This is a genomic window from Paraburkholderia sp. EG287B (genome assembly GCF_040965595.1).
Taxonomy (GTDB): domain Bacteria; phylum Pseudomonadota; class Gammaproteobacteria; order Burkholderiales; family Burkholderiaceae; genus Paraburkholderia.
The window spans coordinates 85494-102966 of record NZ_JBFRCG010000012.1; the positions used below are offsets into that span (position 1 = coordinate 85494).

Below are 17473 nucleotides of genomic sequence, written 5' to 3' on the forward strand. Positions count from 1 at the left end.
GTCGCCGCGCTTACTTCGGCAGTTCTGCGCCGATGAGGGCGCCGAACACTTCGGCGGCGATCATGACGGAGGCGTTGAGCGGTGCGGGACGTTCGGCCGGCTTGAACACGGCGTCACCGCGGCGGATCTTGCGGCGCGACACGGCGCAGGTGCCCGAAGAATGCGCCGAGCGGCGGCGCCAGCGCTGTTCGCCATAATGGCAGCGACCGGGTTCGACCCAGCGGATCACCAGCGCCGTATCCGTCTGCTCGAGTATTTCGATGCGCTCACCGTTGGCTCCGTCAAGCGAGAGGCACGCTTTTTTCTTCATTGTCGGCTCCGTAAGTGTGGTGCCGCGAATGTAGTCCCGCGCGCTGACAAGTGCCATTCTGTCGCCGTTGAAACACCATTCCATTATCAGCAACAATCATCCTGCGACACGTTGCGATTCACGAAGGAATGGGGGTTTGCGGCGGATTGGGGGTCGACATCTCGAATTTGTGCAACGCACTGTTGTACGTGGCGCGACATCGAGTGGCCCGAAAACGGGCGCCTGAAGGGCGTTCCAGGGTGGGGACGGAACGGTTGGCGCGGATCGGGATCTGAGGAAAGACTGGCCCGGCCGGATTGATTGCTGCACCGCGCTGGCTGGTGGCACCGCACCTGCGCAGCCACGAAACCGGGCCCCTGTTTTTGAATTTTCACGAGGTTACATGATTCATCGTCCGCCTGCTCCGAACTCCGCAAACGAGCAGAAAATCCAGCGCGCCGCCTCCGCGGTGCTGTACGCCACGCTCGTCCTGCTGGCACTGTGGATCGTGCGCGAGTTCGTGCCCGCCGTGGCCTGGGCGAGCGTCTTTGCCATCGTCCTGTGGCCCGCCTATCAGGCGATCGAGCGCCGCGCCCCGTTCAAGGGCCGCAAGACGCTGATCGCCACGCTGCTCACGGCCGCGATCGGCCTGCTCGTGCTCCTGCCGATCGCCGTCACGGCCATTCAGGCCGGCGGCGAGGCTCACGAGCTTTACCTCTGGCTGCGCGACGCCCAGGAGAACGGCGTGCCGGTGCCCGACTTCGTCGCGCATCTGCCGGTCGGCAGCCGCCAGGTGAGCGACTGGTGGCAGGCCAATCTCGCCCAGCCGCTCAAGGCGTCCCCGGCGATGAAGAACCTGCACGGCGACACCATCGCCACGTTCGGCCGCCACTTCGGTGCGCGCGCCGCCCACGCCACGATGACGTTCGGCTTCATGCTCGTCACGCTGTTCGTGATCTTCCGGGCGGGTCCGCGACTCTCGGCGACGGTGATGCGCGGTGCGCGCCGTGCCTTCGGCGCCGACGGCGCGCAACTCCTGCAGCGCATGGCTGCCGCCGTGCGCGCCACGGTCACGGGGCTCGTGGTCGTGGGGCTGGGCGAGGGCGTGCTGCTGACCGCCGCCTATATCGCGACCGGCGTGCCGCATGCAGCGCTGCTGGGCACGGTCACCGCCATCGCGGCTATGCTGCCGTTTTGCGCACCGATCGTGTTCGGCGGCGCGGCGCTGTGGCTCGTCATCCAGGGCTCGCTGATCGCGGCGGCGGCGCTCGCGATATGGGGATTCGTGGTGGTGTTCGTCGCCGAGCATTTCGTGCGGCCCGTGCTGATCGGCAATTCCACGCGTCTGCCTTTTCTGCTTGTGCTGTTCGGCATTCTGGGCGGGGCGACGACCTTCGGGCTGATCGGCATCTTCATCGGCCCGGCGCTCATGACCGTGCTGATGGTGCTTTGGGTGAACTGGGCGGAGTGACGCCCGGTTACGCCCGGTTCGCGGCGAGGCGCGCCGCGCGCCTCGCTCAGCGAAAGCACTCGAGCGTGTACTTGAGCGCCGCCGGCAGCAGTTCGCGCCACACGGGCCACACGTGGCCGCCATCGACGATGCGCAGCGCCGCCGTATTGCCGGCCTCGCGCAGCCGCGTGTAGAGCAGCGACGACTCGGCCTGGATCACGAGGTCGTCGTCGCCGGCGGCAATGAAGAACGGCACGCGCCGGGGCTGCGCGAAATACGGCTTCCAGAGCGCCGGATAGTTGAGCGTGCGCCAGATCTGCGCATCGAACTGATGGTCGCCGAACACGCCCACGTGACGCGCCGCCGAACTGGGCGGCGGGTCGCCCGCATAGACCGCCGGGGAAAGCAGCAGCGCGCCGCAGAACATGTCGGGGTGCTCCAGCGTATAGCGCAGCGCGCCGAACCCGCCCATCGAAACGCCGCCGATCGCGCGGCCGTCGCGCGCGTCGTCCACCGCGAAGTGCGACTCGATCTCGGGCAGCAGATCCTGGAAGAACGCCGTCTCCATCCGCTCCTTGCGGTCGACGTACCAGTCGGTGCCGCCCTGCGGCATCACGATCACTACGGGCGGGATTTCGTGACGGGCGATCAGCGTGTCGGCGGTGGTCTGGAGCTGGCCATGCGTGACCCAGTCCATGGGCTCGCCGTTGTTGCCATGCAGAAGATAGAGCACCGGGTAGCGGCCCTGGTCGGCGCGATAGCCGTTCGGCAGGTATACCACGTAGGCCCACTCGCGGTTGAGCGCCTCGGCGTGGAACGTGCGGACCACGATCGTGCTCGCCGCGGCAGGCGCCGCTGGCGTGACGAACGCCGCGCAGGAGAGGGCGAGCGGGAGCAGCGCGGTGCGAAGGAGTCTGCGCATGGCAGGGACATCGAGGGCGGTGGCGCGCCGGCGGCGCGGGGTCATCATGCTAGCAGCCGCTCGTGCACGCCGGAAGCGTGATCGGTGTGCGGGCGCGCAGTGCATGGCCTGCGCGCCGCGTCGTTTCAGGCGGAAGCTTTGGCGCGCGAAGGCAGCAGCCGCTTGAGCGGGTCGGACGCACGTGCGACGAGCAGCAGCGCGGTGATCGCCACGGCGTCGGCGCAGAGGCCGAGCGGCACGTTCAGGTAGCCGTCGGTGTACCAGTAGAGCACCGAGTCGACCGTGAGCGAAATCACGGCGCCGGCCACGAACGAGAGCATGCCCTTGCGGCCGACGAGGCCCACCCAGGGCAGCGCATGCGCCACGCGCTTCGCCCAGCCGAGGCGGATGACATGCGCCGTGAGCCACGCGATGCCAAGGAAGTTGAGCACGCGAAACCAGGCGAGGTTGCGCTTGAAGTCGCCGTCGAGCCCGACGTTGCCGAGCTGCAGGCGATAGATCGCGGCGCCCGCCACGACGGCGAGTGCGGCGAGGGTCACGAGCGTGCCGAGACGGTGCGCGCTCACGCGCTGGAACACGGGTTGCGCCTGCGCGATCACGCCGAGCACGAACATCAGCTGCCAGCCGAACGGGTTGAAGTCCCATTGCACGTCTTCGACGTGCGGCAGCCACGGCGCCAGGTGCGGCGCGACGCCCCATAGCGCAAGGCTCACGGCCAGCAGCAGCCACGGCCGCGTGCGCGCGAGCGGCAAGGCGAGCGGGGCGGCGAGGGCGAACCAGGCGTACATCGGCAGGACGCCGGCCAGATACGGCTGGCGGCGCAGCAGCACGATGTCGCGCAGCGCGGCGGCGGGCGCGAGCGTGAGATCGTCGAGATCGGTGGTGGCGAGGTTGGGCGCGTCGACGTTGCAGGCCACGAGAATCGCGGTGACGAGCAGCATCAACAGCGCCGTCACGACGAACGCGCGGTAGATCTCGAACGCGCGTTTGATGAAGCGCTGCCGCGCCGCGGCCTCGGTGCGGCGTGCGCACAGCGTGGCCCACGCGGTGGCCGTGGCGAAGCCGCCGAGGAAGACGAACACCTCGGCCGCGTCGCACAGCGCGTAGGCGTGCAGCGTGACGCGCGAGACGATGCTGCCGCCAATGTGATCGACGACGATGATGAGCAGGACGAGGCCGCGGAAGAAATCGAGTTCGACTAGACGGTTGGATGACTTTGGCATGTTGGGGCAGCGGGCCGGGCCGGTATGGGGCGCTTGAAGCAGCCGGTGATGCGAAACGGGCCGGGCGGGCAGAGGCTGGGAGTACCTGGCTGGAAAAATCGGGAAATCGGGAAATCGGGAATTCGGGCGAGGTTCGCGGGGCGCCTGGCGCCGGGAACCGTGACGTGGCCACCGCGGCGGCCGCACGACAAACGCAGGAAAAGACCTGAAGAATACGCGAGGGTTCCCGCCGCATGCGGGTTTACGTTGACGCCGCCGATATTAGCGCAATTTCAATTTGCTTTCAGTGGGCGCCGCCAGTGCGCCCTTCAAGTTTCCGGTACGTGTGCCGATAAGTCGGGGGAAAGGGCACGATCATGCCGGCGCGGCGAACGCCGCCCTGACGCGGGTTTGGGCAGTTTCTTCTGGCCCCTTGCCGATGTTTTTATCGAGCAAGAATTCGGCTAATTAACATTTGTTTCAAAGTGTTCTCCCTGGGCTGATTTCGTGGAGTTGCGCTTTACAATGCCGGATCGAATTTGAGATGGCACGCTCGTTCGTTAATGGGGCGATCGCGTGCGTTGAATGTTTATGGTTCGAGATGCAGTCGGTTTGGATGCAGATCGAAGCAGCCCGGCGCAGGCGAGCCGGAGCGCCACGGGGGCGGGAGCGCGGCATACGCAGCAGACCGTCCCGGGCATCCACTCGCTGCATCGCACGGCTGCAAGCACCGCAGGAGAGAGCAATGATGAAAGACGATCGTATCGGCCAGCGCGGTCTCAAGGGGTTCTGGGCTGTGTTGGGGCTGGCAGCCCTGCTGGGCGGCTGCGCCGACATGAACCAGCAGCAACCGCAACAACAACCGCAGCCCGACCCGGCGGCGGCGGCCCCGGCCTCCGACGCAGCGAGCGCCGACGCCAGCGCCGCACAACAGGCGGCGAGTGCGCCCGTCACGCGCGTCGTCACGAAAACGACCTACGTGCGCGTGCGCCGCGGCGACACGCTGCAGCGCATCGCGCAAAAGCACAGTGTGTCGGTCAAGGATCTGGCCGCCTGGAATCACCTGAAGCCGAACGGTCACCTGCGCGCAGGCCAGTCGATCAAGCTGGTTTCGAAGCAGACGATCACCGTCCAGGTGGCCGCGCCGCCAGCTGGCGGCGCAACGGCGAACGCCAACGCGAACGCCGCCGGAAACCGCCAGGTCGCCGCCGAAGTGGCGCGCCACGCGAACAGCGTCGCGCTCGTGTGGCCGGCGCATGGCCGTGTGATCGAACCGTTCGCGCCGGGCACGACGCGCGGCATCGAGATCGCGGGCAAGGCCGGCGATCCCGTGATCGCTGCCGCCGACGGCAAGGTCATGTACGCGGGCACGGGCCTGAACGAATACGGCAGCCTGATCATCGTCCAGCACAACAAGGACTTCCTCACGGCTTACTCGCACAACCGCCGTCTGCTCGTGAAGACCGGCGACACGGTGCACCAGGGCCAGCAGATCGCCGAGATGGGCAGCGAGAACAACGACCGCGTGGCGGTGCTGTTCGAGGTACGCCGCGATGGCAAGCCGGTGGACCCGATGCCGTATTTGCCTTCTTCTCCGCAGGGCTGAGCGCGGCAAGAACAACAAAACCGCCCTGACGCATTGCAACGTCAGGGCGGTTTTTTCATTACCGCAAACCGCGTACTTCTTGAAACCGCGCCTTAAAACGCGTCGCCCGGCACCCGCACCCAGCCTTCCATCAGCACGCGTGCGCTGCGGCTCATGATGGCCTTCGTGACCGTCCATTCGCCGTTTTCCTGACGCGCCTCGGCGCCCACGCGCAGCGTGCCCGACGGATGCCCGAAGCGCACCGCGCTGCGCTCGCCGCCGCCCGCCGCGAGATTCACGAGCGTGCCCGGAATGGCCGCCGCGGTGCCGATCGCCACGGCCGCCGTGCCCATCATCGCGTGGTGGAGCTTGCCCATCGACATGGCGCGCACCAGCAGATCCACGTCGCCGGCTTCCACCCGCTTGCCGCTCGACGCCGTATAGCCCACCGGCTTCGCCACGAAGGCGATTTTCGGCGTGTGCTGGCGCGTGGCGATCTCGTCGAGATGCTTGATGAGTCCCATGCGCAGCGCACCGTGCGCGCGGATCGTCTCGAACTTCTCGAGCGCCTGCGCGTCGCCGTTGATCGCGTCCTGCAATTCCGTGCCCGTGTAGCCGATGGCCTCGGCGTTCACGAAGATCGTCGGAATGCCCGCATTGATCATCGTGGCCTTGAGCGTGCCCACGCCCGGCACTTCGAGGTCGTCCACGAGATTGCCGGTGGGGAACATCGAACCGCCCGCGCCTTCTTCCTCGGCGGCCGGGTCGAGGAATTCGAGCTGCACTTCAGCGGCGGGGAAGGTCACGCCATCCAGTTCGAAGTCGCCCGTCTCCTGCACGTGGCCGTTCGTCATCGGCACGTGCGCGATGATGGTCTTGCCGATGTTGGCCTGCCAGATGCGCACGGTCGCCACGCCGTTGTCGGGCACGCGGCTCGGGTCGACGAGGCCGCCGCTGATCGCGAACGGGCCCACGGCGGCGGAGAGATTGCCGCAGTTGCCGCTCCAGTCCACGAAGGCCTTGTCGATGGCGACCTGGCCGAACAGGTAGTCGACGTCGTGATCGGGCTTGCTGCTTTTGGCCAGGATCACGGTCTTGCTCGTGCTCGACGTCGCGCCGCCCATGCCGTCGATCTGTTTGCCGTACGGGTCGGGGCTGCCGATCACGCGCATGAGCAGCTTGTCGCGCGCAACGCCCGGCTGCTGCGCCGAAGCGGGCAGATCCTGGAGGCGGAAGAACACGCCTTTGCTGGTGCCGCCGCGAATGTAAGTGGCGGGAATCTTGATCTGAGGTACGTGTGCCATGTGTTGTCCTGAAACGAAGGGCGGCGCGCGCGTGAGCGCTGCGCCGCCCGTCTCCCGTTTATGCCGCTGCCTGTGACGATTCGAGGAAGTCCTGCGCGAAACGCTGCAGCACGCCGCCTGCTTCGTAGATCGACACTTCTTCGGCCGTATCGAGCCGGCAGGTGACCGGCACTTCCACGCGCTCGCCGTTGCGGCGTTCGATCACGAGCGTGAGGTCGGCGCGCGGCGTGCGCTCGCCGATCACATCATAGGTTTCGGTGCCGTCAATGCCGAGCGTCGTGCGATTCGTGCCCGCCTTGAACTCCAGCGGCAGCACGCCCATGCCGATCAGGTTCGTGCGGTGAATGCGCTCGAAGCCTTCCGCCACGATCACTTCCACACCCGCGAGACGCACGCCCTTGGCCGCCCAGTCGCGCGACGAGCCCTGGCCGTAATCCGCACCCGCAACGATGATGAGCGGCTGCTTGCGTTCCATGTAGGTTTCGATGGCTTCCCACATGCGCGTGACCTTGCCTTCCGGCTCGACGCGCGCGAGCGACCCCTTCTTCACGGCGCCGTCCACCACGGCCATTTCGTTGATGAGCGTAGGGTTCGCGAAGGTTGCCCGCTGCGCCGTGAGGTGGTCGCCGCGATGCGTCGCGTACGAGTTGAAGTCCTCTTCGGGCAGGCCCATTTTCGCGAGGTACTCGCCCGCTGCGCTGTCCAGCAGGATCGCGTTGGAAGGCGAGAGGTGGTCGGTCGTGATGTTGTCGCCGAGCACGGCGAGCGGGCGCAGGCCCTTGAGCGTGCGCTCGCCAGCCAGCGCGCCTTCCCAGTACGGCGGACGGCGGATGTAGGTGCTTTGCGCGCGCCAGTCGTAGAGCGGGTCGGTCGTTTCACCTGTTACCGCGGTGGCCGCGAACATCGGTTCGTACACCTTGCGGAACTGCTCGGGCTTCACGCTCTTCGCGACGATGGCGTCGATCTCTTCGTCGCTCGGCCAGAGGTCCTTGAGGTACACGGGCTTGCCGTCCTTGTCCGTGCCGAGCGAGTCCTGTTCGATGTCGAAGCGGATCGTGCCCGCAATCGCGTAGGCGACGACGAGCGGCGGCGAGGCGAGGAACGCCTGCTTTGCATACGGGTGAATGCGGCCGTCGAAGTTGCGGTTGCCCGAGAGCACAGCGGTTGCGTACAGGTCGCGGTCGATGATTTCCTGCTGGATCTTCGGGTCGAGCGCGCCCGACATGCCGTTACACGTGGTGCATGCAAACGCGACGATCCCGAAGCCGAGCTTTTCCAGATCGGGCAGCAGGTTGGCTTCTTCGAGGTAAAGCTCGACGGCCTTCGATCCCGGCGCGAGCGAACTCTTCACCCACGGCTTGCGCGTGAGACCGCGCGCGTTCGCGTTGCGCGCGAGCAGCGCGGCGGCGATCACGTTGCGCGGGTTGCTCGTGTTCGTGCAGCTCGTGATGGCGGCGATGATGACCGCGCCATCGGGCATCTGGCCCGGCGTCTCTTCCCACTTGCCCGCGATGCCGCGCTCGGCGAGAGCGGAGGTGGGCAGACGCTTGTGCGGATTCGACGGGCCGGCCATGTTGCGCACGACGCTCGAAAGATCGAACGTGAGCGTGCGCTCGTATTGCGCGTTGTCGAGCGTGTCGGCCCACAGGCCAGCGGTCTTCGCGTAGGTTTCGACGAGCTTGACCTGCTCTTCCTCGCGGCCCGTGAGGCGCAGATAGTCGAGCGTCTGATCGTCGATGAAGAACATCGCGGCCGTGGCGCCATACTCGGGCGCCATGTTCGAAATCGTGGCGCGGTCGCCGAGCGTGAGGCTCGATGCGCCAACGCCGCGGAACTCCAGGTACGCGCCCACCACCTTTTCCTTGCGCAGGAACTCGGTGAGGGCGAGCACGATGTCGGTAGCGGTAATGCCGGGCTGGCGCTTGCCCGTGAGTTCCACGCCGACGATATCGGGCAGGCGCATCCACGAGGCGCGGCCGAGCATGACGTTCTCGGCCTCGAGGCCGCCCACGCCGATGGCGATCACGCCGAGCGCATCGACGTGCGGCGTGTGGCTGTCGGTGCCGACGCAGGTGTCGGGGAACGCCACGCCGTCACGCGCCTGGATCACGGGCGACATCTTCTCCAGATTGATCTGGTGCATGATGCCGTTGCCCGGAGGAATCACGTCGACGTTCTTGAACGCCTTCTTCGTCCAGTTGATGAAGTCGAAGCGGTCTTCGTTACGGCGATCTTCGATCGCGCGGTTCTTGTTGAACGCGTCCGGGTCGAAGCCGCCGCATTCCACGGCGAGCGAGTGGTCGACGATCAACTGCACCGGCACGACCGGATTCACCTTGGCGGGGTCGCCGCCCTGGTCGGCAATGGCGTCGCGCAGGCCGGCGAGATCGACGAGCGCGGTCTGCCCGAGGATGTCGTGGCAGACCACGCGCGCGGGGAACCACGGAAAATCGAGGTCGCGCTTGCGTTCGATCAGCTGCGTCAGCGAGGCGGCGAGCGTGGCCGGGTCGCAGCGGCGCACGAGGTTTTCGGCGAGCACGCGCGAGGTGTACGGCAGCGTGGCGTAGGCGCCGGGCTGGATGGCCTCGACGGCTTCGCGCGCGTCGAAGTAATCGAGCCGGGTGCCCGGGAGGGACTTGCGGTAGGCGGTATTCACGGCTTGGGGACCAAATGTGTTGTGAGCGGCGGTGCGCGGGATCGAAGGCGATGTCGTCACGCTACGACGCATCGCCTCCGGCGATCAGCGCTTGCTGATCGGCGTGAACTTCAGATTCTCCGGACCCGTGTAATTCGCGCTCGGGCGGATGATCTTGTTGTCGATGCGCTGCTCGATGATGTGCGCGCTCCAGCCGGCCGTGCGCGCGATCACGAAGATCGGCGTGAACATGGCGGTCGGCACGCCCATCATGTGATACGACACGGCGCTGAACCAGTCGAGGTTCGGGAACATCTTCTTGACTTCCCACATCGTCGATTCGAGGCGTTCGGCGATGTCGAACAGCTTCATGTTCGACTGCTCCTTCGAGAGCTTCTTCGCGATTTCCTTGATGACCTTGTTGCGCGGGTCCGAGATCGTGTACACCGGGTGGCCGAAGCCGATCACGACTTCCTTTTTCTCCACGCGCGCGCGGATATCGGCTTCTGCGTCGTCGGCGTTTTCGTAGCGCGACTGGATCTCGAACGCGACTTCATTCGCGCCGCCGTGCTTCGGACCGCGCAGCGCACCGATCGCGCCCGTGATGGCCGAGTAGATGTCCGAGCCCGTGCCCGCGATCACGCGGCCCGTGAACGTCGAGGCGTTGAACTCGTGCTCGGCGTACAGGTTGAGCGACACGTGCATCGCGTCGACCCACGACTTCGACGGTGCGCGGCCGTGCAGCAGGTGCAGGAAGTGGCCGCCGATCGAGTCGTCGTCGGTTTCGACTTCGATGCGCTTGCCGTTGTGCGAGAAGTGATACCAGTACAGCAGCATCGAGCCGAGCGAGGCCATCAGGCGGTCGGCAATATCGCGCGCGCCCGGCAGGTTGTGGTCGTCTTTCTCGGGCAGCACGGTGCCGAGAATCGAGACGCCGGTGCGCATCACGTCCATCGGGTGCGCCGAGGCGGGCACGGCTTCGAGGGCGGTCTTCACGTTGGCGGGCAGGCCGCGCAGCGCCTTGAGCTTCGCCTTGTAGCCGGCCAGTTCGGCCGTGTTCGGCAGCTTGCCGTGCACGAGCAGGTACGCGACTTCTTCGAACTCGCACGCGGTGGCGAGGTCGAGAATGTCGTAGCCGCGGTAGTGCAGGTCATTGCCGGTGCGGCCCACGGTGCACAGTGCCGTGTTGCCCGCCGCCACGCCCGACAGCGCAACGGACTTCTTCGGCTTGAAACCGCCTGCGGCTTGCGTGGTGTTTTCTGCTTCGCTCATGGTGTCTTCCTCTCTCCAGGTATCTGTGAACTATATGGTGGGCGGATTTACTTCTTCGCGGCGAAGAGCGCGTCGAGCTTGTCTTCGTACGCGTGATAGCCGAGGTAGCGGTAGAGGTCTTCGCGCGACTGCATCGTCGAGACGGCGGCTTTTTGCGTGCCGTCGCGCTTGACGGTCTCGTAGAAGTTCAGCGCGGCAGCGTTCATCGCACGATACGCGCCGCAGCAGTAGAGCGCGATATCGACATTCGCGCTCTTCAGTTCTTCGGTCGTGAAGAACGGCGTCGAGCCGAATTCCGTGAGGTTGGCGAGAATCGGCACGTTCACGGCGGCACGGAAACGGCGGTAGTCGTCGAGCGTCTTCATCGCTTCGGGGAAGATCATGTCCGCGCCCGCTTCCACGTAGGCCACGGCGCGCTCGATCGCGGCGTCGATGCCTTCCACGGCTGCCGCGTCGGTGCGGGCCATGATGACGAAGCCGTCGTCGGTGCGAGCGTCCACGGCGGCCTTGACGCGGTCCACCATTTCGCCGGTCGCCACGACTTCCTTGTTCGGGCGATGGCCGCAGCGCTTCTGGCCCACATGGTCTTCCAGGTGCACGGCCGCCACGCCCGCCTTGATGAACGACTTGATCGTGCGCGCGATGTTGAAGGCGCCGCCCCAGCCGGTGTCGATGTCGACCATCAGCGGAATGTCGACGGCGTCGGTGATGCGGCGGGCGTCGATCAGCACGTCGTCCATGGTGCTGATGCCGAGGTCCGGCACGCCGAGCGAGTTGGCGGCCACGCCGCCGCCCGAGAGATACACGGCCTTGAAGCCGGTCGCCTGCGCGAGCTTGGCCGCATACGCGGTGATGGCGCCGACGACCTGCAGCGGTTGTTCGGCGGCCACGGCTGCGCGGAATTTCGCGCCGGCGCTGGCGGGGGATTTGTTGTTCATGCGGGATGTCTCCAATTGAATCGCCGCCTCATACTGCAGATAGCGTGCCAGCTCCGCGCAAGGAGGCTAACGCGTTGATTTTGCGCCGGAATCGCGTGTGCCGGCAACGCGCCCCGATTTCCATGGTGAAATCACAATTTCAAAAATGAAATCGACGCGCGATAATGCGAAATCTGCCTGACGGCCGGCTTTCGGCTGCGCCGGCCCTCGACGTCACGACCGTATCGTTGGACATCATGAACCGCTTTCCCGCTCCCGCTTCCTCCGCCATTCGCCCGCGTGTGTGGGCCATGGGCATCAGCCGCTTGCGCGACCTGTTTCGCGACATCGCCCGCGAATACGACGAGCTCGCGGACCTGCGCGTGGTGCCGCGCGGCTTCGAGGAAGCGGTGGCCGAAATCGCCGCGGCTGGGCCGAACCAGCGGCCCGATGTGGTGGTGGCGGCGGGCTCGAACGGCACCTACCTGAAGGCGCGCATCGACCTGCCCGTGGTGCTCGTGCAGCCCACCGGCTTCGACGTGATGCAGGCGCTCGCTCGCGCGCGGCGCGAGGCCGAACTCGTCGCGCTCGTGACCTACGGGGAGTCGCCCGTGGAAGTACAGCGCTTCGCGAGCGCGTATGGCATCAACGTGGTGTTCGGCCATTACCGCACCGTGCAGGACGCCGAAGCCTGCGTGCTCGACCTGCGCGACCGCGGCGTGGGCGCGGTCGTGGGGCCGGGCCTCGTCAACGATCTCGCGGCCCGGCTCGGGCTCGTGCCGTTTTTCGTCTACTCGCGCCCGTCGGTGCGCGCGGCTTTCGACAACGCGCTGGATCTCGTGCAAGCCACCTGGCGCGAAACGCAGCGCCGCCAGCGGCTCGACAGCGTGCTGCAACACCTGCGCGACGGCGTGGTCGCGCTCGACGCGCGCGGCCGCGTGGAGGCGATCAACCAGCGCCTCGCGGCCGTGCTCGGCATCGATCCGGCGGCGGCCGCGGGCCAGTCGCTCGCAGCGCTCGCGCCCGACATTGCCTTCGCGCTGCCCGAAGCCGATGGCGAATCGCTCGAAACCGTGCGCGGCGTGAGTTACGTCGTGCACCGCGGGCCGCTCGTCGACAACGGCGTGACGACGGGCGCCGTGCTCACCTTCCAGGAGTCGCGCGCGGTGGAGCGGCTCGACCGCACGCTGCGCTCGCGTCAGCGCACGCAGCAGTTCGTCGCGCGCTACCGGCTGGACGACCTGAGCGGCGCGACGCCCAGCATCGAGCGCGTGCGCCAGCTCGCGCGGCGCTATGCGAAGTCGGACGCCACGGTGCTGATCCGCGGCGAAAGCGGCACCGGCAAGGAGATGATCGCGCAGGGCATTCATCGCGAGAGCCCGCGGCGGGACTTTCCGTTCGTCGCCATGAATTGCGGCGCGTTTCCCGAGGCGCTGCTGGAGAGCGAGCTGTTCGGCTACGAGGAGGGCGCGTTCACGGGCGCGCGGCGCGGCGGCAAGGTGGGGCTCATCGAGGCGGCGCACCGCGGCACGCTGTTTCTCGATGAAATCGGCGAGATGCCGTTGCCGTTGCAGAGCCGCCTGCTGCGCGTACTGCAGGAGCGCGAGGTGGTGCGCCTCGGCGCCACGGAGCCCACGCGCGTGGACGTGCGCGTCGTCGCCGCGACGCACCGCGCGCTCACCGAGCAGATCGAAGCGGGCGAGTTTCGCGCGGATCTCTTCTACCGCCTGAACATTCTCAATCTCGCCATTCCGCCGTTGCGCGAGCGCGGCGCCGATATCGCGCTGCTGGCGGCGGAACTGCTGTTCCAGGCCTCGCGCCGCGAGCCGCGCGTGGCCGTGCGCATCCGCACGCCCGAAGACGCGGCGCGCACGCTCGCGCTGGTGAGCGGCGCGCTCGCGCGGCACGCATGGCCCGGCAACGTGCGCGAGCTGCAGAACGTGGTCGAGCGGATGGTGGTGGAGCTGGCCGATTCGGAACAGGACGTGCTGACGCCCGATGTGCTGCGCTCGATCGCGCCGGAGGTGTTCGAGTCGCGCGGTGCGGCGAGTGGCGCTGCAACGACGGCAGGCGAGGGCGCGCTCACCTTGCGCGAGCGCAGCCTCCACACCGAAGCCGATGAAATCCGCGCCGCGCTCGACGCGTGCAACGGCGATCGCGACCGCGCGTGCGAGATGCTCGGCATCAGCAAGACGACACTGTGGCGGCGCCTTTCCGCCGCGAAGGGCAAGCGCGGCGGTGCGGCCGCGGAGGCAACGGCGGCCACGGCTTCCCGCAAGGCGCCGCGCGCCTGAAACGTGCTCAGTTCTTCAGGGCGTTGAGCAGCGGCGCCACGGTGCCGTGCAAGTGCAGGATTTCGGGGCTCGCCTGCAACAACGCCTGATAGCGCTCGTAGAACTCCGCCGATTCCTCGCCGGAAAAGAGCGCCGCCACGCCTTGCGCCGCGCCGATGCGATCGTCGGGGCTCGCGTCCTTGGCGTCGAGCGTTTCGTCGACGTTGGCGATCACCGTCGAGAGCGGCATGAGCCAGCGAAAGCCCGAGCCGTTGATGAGCACCTGCAGGAAGGCCGCCGGCGTGACCGGTCCGAACTCGCGTTCGTAGTCCTTGCGCTCGTGGTCGAGAATCGCCTTGTGCAGCGTGAGCAGGGGCTTGCGCACGGTGGTGAGGAATTCAATCGCGCTTTGTTCGTTCATCGTGCGGCTCCTTCGGTAGCGCGAACCGTTCGCGCGGATATGCGGACGATGGTAGCGCAATGGCCGGCCGCACGTGGCCAAGCGGTAGATGAGCAGTGGACGAGCGCGGCAGCGCTACACTCTGCCGGTCCGCGAAACCGCGATGCTTGCGCCGATCACCCCGAGAACGCTTCGATGACGATGACGATCCTGCCACTGCACCGCAACGACCTGCCGCTCGACACCGCCGAGCTGGCGCGCTTCATGGTCGGCAAATACGTCGTGCGCGACCTGGCGCGCGGGCGCATGGCCGGGCGGCTCGTCGAAGTCGAAGCGTATCCCGTGGGCGACTCCACGAGCTACGCCTACATCGGACGCCGGCCCTATAACGCCGCGATGTTCCTCGAGCGCGGTCATGCCCACGTGCGGCTGACCTACGGCAGCGCCTGGATGTTCAACATGTCGAGCGAAGCCGTGGACGTGGGCGCGGGCATCCTGTTTCGCGCGCTGGAGCCGCTCGAAGGCATCGGCGCGATGGAGGCGCTGCGCCCCGGCGTCCCGCTGCGCGATCTCGCGCGCGGGCCGGGGCGGCTCTCGCAGGCGTTCGGCATCGCGGCGGCCTTCGACGGCGTGGACCTGTGCCGCGGGCACGGACTCTGGATCGGCCGCGTGGACGAACCCGAGCGGCCCGTGGGCGTGACGACGCGCATCGGGCTCTCGCGCGAGAAGGACCGGCCGCTGCGCTTCTACGAACTGGGCAGCCGGTTCGTGAGCGGCCCTCGCAAGCTGCTGGACGGCAGCGTCGCCCCGCTGTGACCGGCTCGAGCGCCCCGTGGGAAGCCGCGGGAAGCGCCGTGCCGCAAGGCGCTCGGGCGATATCGCATGCGCGCGGCATTGTTGCCGCGAATGAAAGTGTATTTTCTCAAAATAAGGGTTTCCCCTGGGCTCCTGTCTCAATACACTGAAATCACTGGTTCGGCGATGCAGGCAGACACCGCCGCCGGCATAAAACAAGTGATGGAGGTAATGAACATGAAGTCCCGTACCCTGATTCAAGCCGCAATCGTCGCTGCCCTCGTGGCTGCTCCGGCCCTTTCGTTTGCCCAGGTGCAAGGCAACGGTCCGGTCACACGCGCCGAAGTGAAGTCCGAATTGATCCAGCTCGAGAAGGCCGGCTACAACCCGGCTACCGCCAACGACGCGACGTACCCGAGCGACATCCAGGCCGCCGAAGCCCGCGTGAGCCAGCAGGAAGGGCTGGCGCAACAAGCGCCGGCAGCCGAAACGAGCGGCTATGGCCCGTCGACCTCGGGTTCGGCGCAGTCGGGCCAGCCGGCCACGGTGCGCCCGTCGCAGTCGGTGTACTTCGGCAACTGAGCGGCTACCGGCGTGGGCGACCGGCCCGGGCAACTGAGCGGATAACCGGGCAGGGCGCGCCGTCATGGGGCGCCGAAGTCCGGGGAAAGCGAACGGTGCAAACGGCCGTCGCTCAGACACCGGCGCAGGCGACATCGACCGGCCACAGTCTGGCCGCTCCCGCGCCAGCCGGTGCCGGGGCGCTTCGAGCAGGCCCAGACGCCCTCGCAAGTTGACCCGGCCGCGCCCCCACCCAGCCTGGCTCCCAACCGATACCGGCGAAGGCGGACACCGTTCCGCCTTTGTCGCATGCCGCCCGCGCAAACCATCGCGCGATTTTTCATGCGTGGAACCTCCGCCGCCGAAAGGTGGCTTCGCCCAACCCCGTCGGGATTGGGCGCTTTTTCGCGTCTGGCGGTCTGGAGGGAGGGGCGGGCGCGTTACGTCAGGCGCCAGGGCCGCCGGTGATGTAATGCTCGAGCTGCTCGATCGTGAACTTCTGCTCGGCGATGATTTCCTTCACCAGGTCGCCGATCGACACCATCCCCACGAGCTTGCCGTCGTCCATGACGGGCAGGTGGCGCATGCGCCGCTCGGTCATGAGCGCCATGCAGTCGTAGGTGGTCTGCTCCGGCTGGACGAAGCGCACGTGCGTGCTCATGATGTCGCGCACGGCGGTCGTTTTCGAAGATCGGTCCATCAGCACGATCTTGCGCGCGTAGTCACGCTCTGTGACGATGCCGGCGATCGATGGACCGTCGGTCACGAGCAGCGCGCCGATCTGCTTATCGGCCATCAGGCGGATTGCGTTATAGACGGAATCGGAGGCTTCGATCGTGTACACCACCTGTTCCGGCTTCGATTTGAGTACCTGTGCAACGCTTGTCATAGGGCGACCCTCTTCGTCCTTCTGGTTGTCCAGTCATTGCGCGGTGCGGCAAGCCGGTGGATTACCCGTCAAGCCATTGGAAAGCCATTTCAGTATAGGCGGCTGGCGTGCCGTGCGTCGTCGGGGTATGCGCGGGGTCGCACCATTTATGCCGAGGGCATGCGGCGCAGACCGGGCGGCCCCCTACGGGGCTGCGCGGCGGGGCGGAGCAAATGGCGGTAAACTCCGGTTCCGAACCTCAACCCGGCCCCTTGCCGGTTTTGCCCGCTTTTTGCTCGAGAATCATGCCTACGCTTCCTGAGTCGTCCTGTGCGGACGGCGACAACGCCAACGAATGCGTCGTGCTTGACGCGACTGCCACGCTGCCGACCCGCTACGGCACGTTCGAGTCCTATGTCTACCGGGTGAAGGACGGCGGCGCCGAGCATCTCGCGCTCGTCATGGGCGACGTGGGCAGTGGCGAGCCCACGCTGACGCGGCTCCACTCCGAGTGCCTGACCGGCGACGTGTTCGGTTCCTACCGCTGCGACTGCGGCGAGCAACTCGACCTCGCGCTGCGCTACATCGCCGCCGAAGGCCGTGGCGTGCTGCTCTATTTGCGTGGCCACGAAGGCCGGGGCATCGGCCTGTCGAACAAGATCCGCGCGTACCAGCTGCAACAGCAAGGCCGCGACACCGTCGAGGCGAACCTCGATCTCGGTCTGCCCGACGACGCGCGCGAATACGATTCGGCGGCGGCAATCCTGCGCCTGCTGAAAGTGTCGTCGGTAAAGCTCATGAGCAACAATCCGAAGAAGTTCGACACGCTCAGGCAGCACGGCCTCCCGGTGATCGAACGCGTGGCGCTCGCGATCCCGATGCGCGAGGAAAACGAGCGTTATATCCGCACCAAGCAGGTCAAGTTCGGGCATTACTTCGAAGAGAACGAATAGCCTCGAACCGTCGTCACGACGGGCCGGGAACGGCAATTGCGCAGCGG

At 66.8% G+C, this 17473-nt stretch carries 15 protein-coding genes; 6 read left to right on the forward strand and 9 right to left on the reverse strand.

All coding sequences use genetic code 11. From position 1 onward, the window contains the following. Positions 1-10: 10 nt before the first annotated feature. On the reverse strand, positions 11-310 hold the full coding sequence (locus AB4Y40_RS22565; RefSeq protein WP_069266348.1) for a DUF3331 domain-containing protein: 300 nt from the start codon (positions 308-310) through the stop codon (positions 11-13). 382 nt (positions 311-692) lie between these two features. Here AB4Y40_RS22565 and AB4Y40_RS22570 point away from each other — a divergent pair, with 382 nt between their 5' ends. Beyond that, positions 693-1760: an AI-2E family transporter gene (locus tag AB4Y40_RS22570; protein ID WP_368689645.1), complete on the forward strand. Its 1068-nt coding sequence runs from the start codon at positions 693-695 to the stop codon at positions 1758-1760. 46 nt (positions 1761-1806) lie between these two features. Here the strand turns inward: AB4Y40_RS22570 and AB4Y40_RS22575 are convergent, their stop codons facing one another. After that, positions 1807-2661 (reverse strand): alpha/beta hydrolase, encoded by an 855-nt coding sequence (locus AB4Y40_RS22575; protein ID WP_368689646.1) that lies wholly within the window; start codon positions 2659-2661, stop codon positions 1807-1809. A 125-nt stretch (positions 2662-2786) separates the two neighbouring features. Next, positions 2787-3884 (reverse strand): OpgC domain-containing protein, encoded by a 1098-nt coding sequence (locus tag AB4Y40_RS22580; protein WP_368689647.1) that lies wholly within the window; start codon positions 3882-3884, stop codon positions 2787-2789. Between the two features lie 724 nt (positions 3885-4608). Here AB4Y40_RS22580 and AB4Y40_RS22585 point away from each other — a divergent pair. Continuing rightward, on the forward strand, positions 4609-5469 hold the full coding sequence (locus tag AB4Y40_RS22585; RefSeq protein WP_368689648.1) for a peptidoglycan DD-metalloendopeptidase family protein: 861 nt from the start codon (positions 4609-4611) through the stop codon (positions 5467-5469). A 92-nt stretch (positions 5470-5561) separates the two neighbouring features. Here AB4Y40_RS22585 and prpF read toward each other — a convergent pair whose 3' ends face one another. The 4 genes from prpF to prpB form a co-directional block, all read right to left on the reverse strand. Next, entirely contained in the window at positions 5562-6752 is a 1191-nt protein-coding gene (gene prpF, locus AB4Y40_RS22590) for a 2-methylaconitate cis-trans isomerase PrpF (RefSeq protein ID WP_368689649.1), read from the reverse strand. A gap of 58 nt (positions 6753-6810) precedes the next feature. Further along, positions 6811-9408, reverse strand: coding sequence for a Fe/S-dependent 2-methylisocitrate dehydratase AcnD (gene acnD, locus AB4Y40_RS22595; protein WP_368689650.1), 2598 nt, complete (start codon positions 9406-9408; stop codon positions 6811-6813). An 84-nt stretch (positions 9409-9492) separates the two neighbouring features. Further along, positions 9493-10659: a 2-methylcitrate synthase gene (gene prpC / locus AB4Y40_RS22600; RefSeq protein WP_158759499.1), complete on the reverse strand. Its 1167-nt coding sequence runs from the start codon at positions 10657-10659 to the stop codon at positions 9493-9495. 47 nt (positions 10660-10706) lie between these two features. Then, a complete protein-coding gene (gene prpB, locus AB4Y40_RS22605; protein ID WP_368689651.1) occupies positions 10707-11597 on the reverse strand; it encodes a methylisocitrate lyase in 891 nt (296 codons plus the stop codon). A 236-nt stretch (positions 11598-11833) separates the two neighbouring features. On the opposite strand from prpB, the gene prpR reads away from it, so the two are divergent. Continuing rightward, positions 11834-13870 (forward strand): propionate catabolism operon regulatory protein PrpR, encoded by a 2037-nt coding sequence (gene prpR, locus AB4Y40_RS22610; RefSeq protein WP_368689865.1) that lies wholly within the window; start codon positions 11834-11836, stop codon positions 13868-13870. 7 nt (positions 13871-13877) lie between these two features. Here prpR and AB4Y40_RS22615 read toward each other — a convergent pair whose 3' ends face one another. Next, positions 13878-14270, reverse strand: a complete 393-nt coding sequence (locus AB4Y40_RS22615; protein WP_342922541.1) for a hypothetical protein — start codon at positions 14268-14270, stop codon at positions 13878-13880. A 174-nt stretch (positions 14271-14444) separates the two neighbouring features. Here AB4Y40_RS22615 and AB4Y40_RS22620 point away from each other — a divergent pair, with 174 nt between their 5' ends. Both AB4Y40_RS22620 and AB4Y40_RS22625 read left to right on the forward strand, forming a co-directional pair. Then, entirely contained in the window at positions 14445-15065 is a 621-nt protein-coding gene (locus AB4Y40_RS22620) for a DNA-3-methyladenine glycosylase (RefSeq protein WP_368689652.1), read from the forward strand. A gap of 216 nt (positions 15066-15281) precedes the next feature. After that, a complete protein-coding gene (locus AB4Y40_RS22625; RefSeq protein WP_368689653.1) occupies positions 15282-15626 on the forward strand; it encodes a DUF4148 domain-containing protein in 345 nt (114 codons plus the stop codon). Between the two features lie 424 nt (positions 15627-16050). Here the strand turns inward: AB4Y40_RS22625 and AB4Y40_RS22630 are convergent, their stop codons facing one another. Next, positions 16051-16494, reverse strand: coding sequence for a CBS domain-containing protein (locus AB4Y40_RS22630; RefSeq protein ID WP_368689654.1), 444 nt, complete (start codon positions 16492-16494; stop codon positions 16051-16053). 284 nt (positions 16495-16778) lie between these two features. Here AB4Y40_RS22630 and ribA point away from each other — a divergent pair, with 284 nt between their 5' ends. Beyond that, the gene (gene ribA / locus AB4Y40_RS22635; RefSeq protein ID WP_035513597.1) at positions 16779-17426 is read left to right on the forward strand and encodes a GTP cyclohydrolase II; all 648 of its coding nucleotides are present in this window, start codon (positions 16779-16781) and stop codon (positions 17424-17426) included. The last annotated feature ends 47 nt before the right edge of the window (positions 17427-17473 follow it).

Bases quoted from the DNA above. Each gene is read 5' to 3' on its own strand.
- AB4Y40_RS22630 (WP_368689654.1), bottom strand. From the start codon at position 16,494: ATGACAAGCGTTGCACAGGTACTCAAATCGAAGCCGGAACAGGTGGTG.
- prpF (WP_368689649.1), bottom strand. From the start codon at position 6,752: ATGGCACACGTACCTCAGATCAAGATTCCCGCCACTTACATTCGCGGC.
- AB4Y40_RS22580 (WP_368689647.1), bottom strand. From the start codon at position 3,884: ATGCCAAAGTCATCCAACCGTCTAGTCGAACTCGATTTCTTCCGCGGC.
- AB4Y40_RS22570 (WP_368689645.1), top strand. From the start codon at position 693: ATGATTCATCGTCCGCCTGCTCCGAACTCCGCAAACGAGCAGAAAATC.
- ribA (WP_035513597.1), top strand. From the start codon at position 16,779: ATGCCTACGCTTCCTGAGTCGTCCTGTGCGGACGGCGACAACGCCAAC.
- prpC (WP_158759499.1), bottom strand. From the start codon at position 10,659: ATGAGCGAAGCAGAAAACACCACGCAAGCCGCAGGCGGTTTCAAGCCG.
- AB4Y40_RS22565 (WP_069266348.1), bottom strand. From the start codon at position 310: ATGAAGAAAAAAGCGTGCCTCTCGCTTGACGGAGCCAACGGTGAGCGC.
- AB4Y40_RS22615 (WP_342922541.1), bottom strand. From the start codon at position 14,270: ATGAACGAACAAAGCGCGATTGAATTCCTCACCACCGTGCGCAAGCCC.
- AB4Y40_RS22620 (WP_368689652.1), top strand. From the start codon at position 14,445: ATGACGATGACGATCCTGCCACTGCACCGCAACGACCTGCCGCTCGAC.
- prpB (WP_368689651.1), bottom strand. From the start codon at position 11,597: ATGAACAACAAATCCCCCGCCAGCGCCGGCGCGAAATTCCGCGCAGCC.
- prpR (WP_368689865.1), top strand. From the start codon at position 11,834: ATGAACCGCTTTCCCGCTCCCGCTTCCTCCGCCATTCGCCCGCGTGTG.
- AB4Y40_RS22625 (WP_368689653.1), top strand. From the start codon at position 15,282: ATGAAGTCCCGTACCCTGATTCAAGCCGCAATCGTCGCTGCCCTCGTG.
- AB4Y40_RS22575 (WP_368689646.1), bottom strand. From the start codon at position 2,661: ATGCGCAGACTCCTTCGCACCGCGCTGCTCCCGCTCGCCCTCTCCTGC.
- AB4Y40_RS22585 (WP_368689648.1), top strand. From the start codon at position 4,609: ATGATGAAAGACGATCGTATCGGCCAGCGCGGTCTCAAGGGGTTCTGG.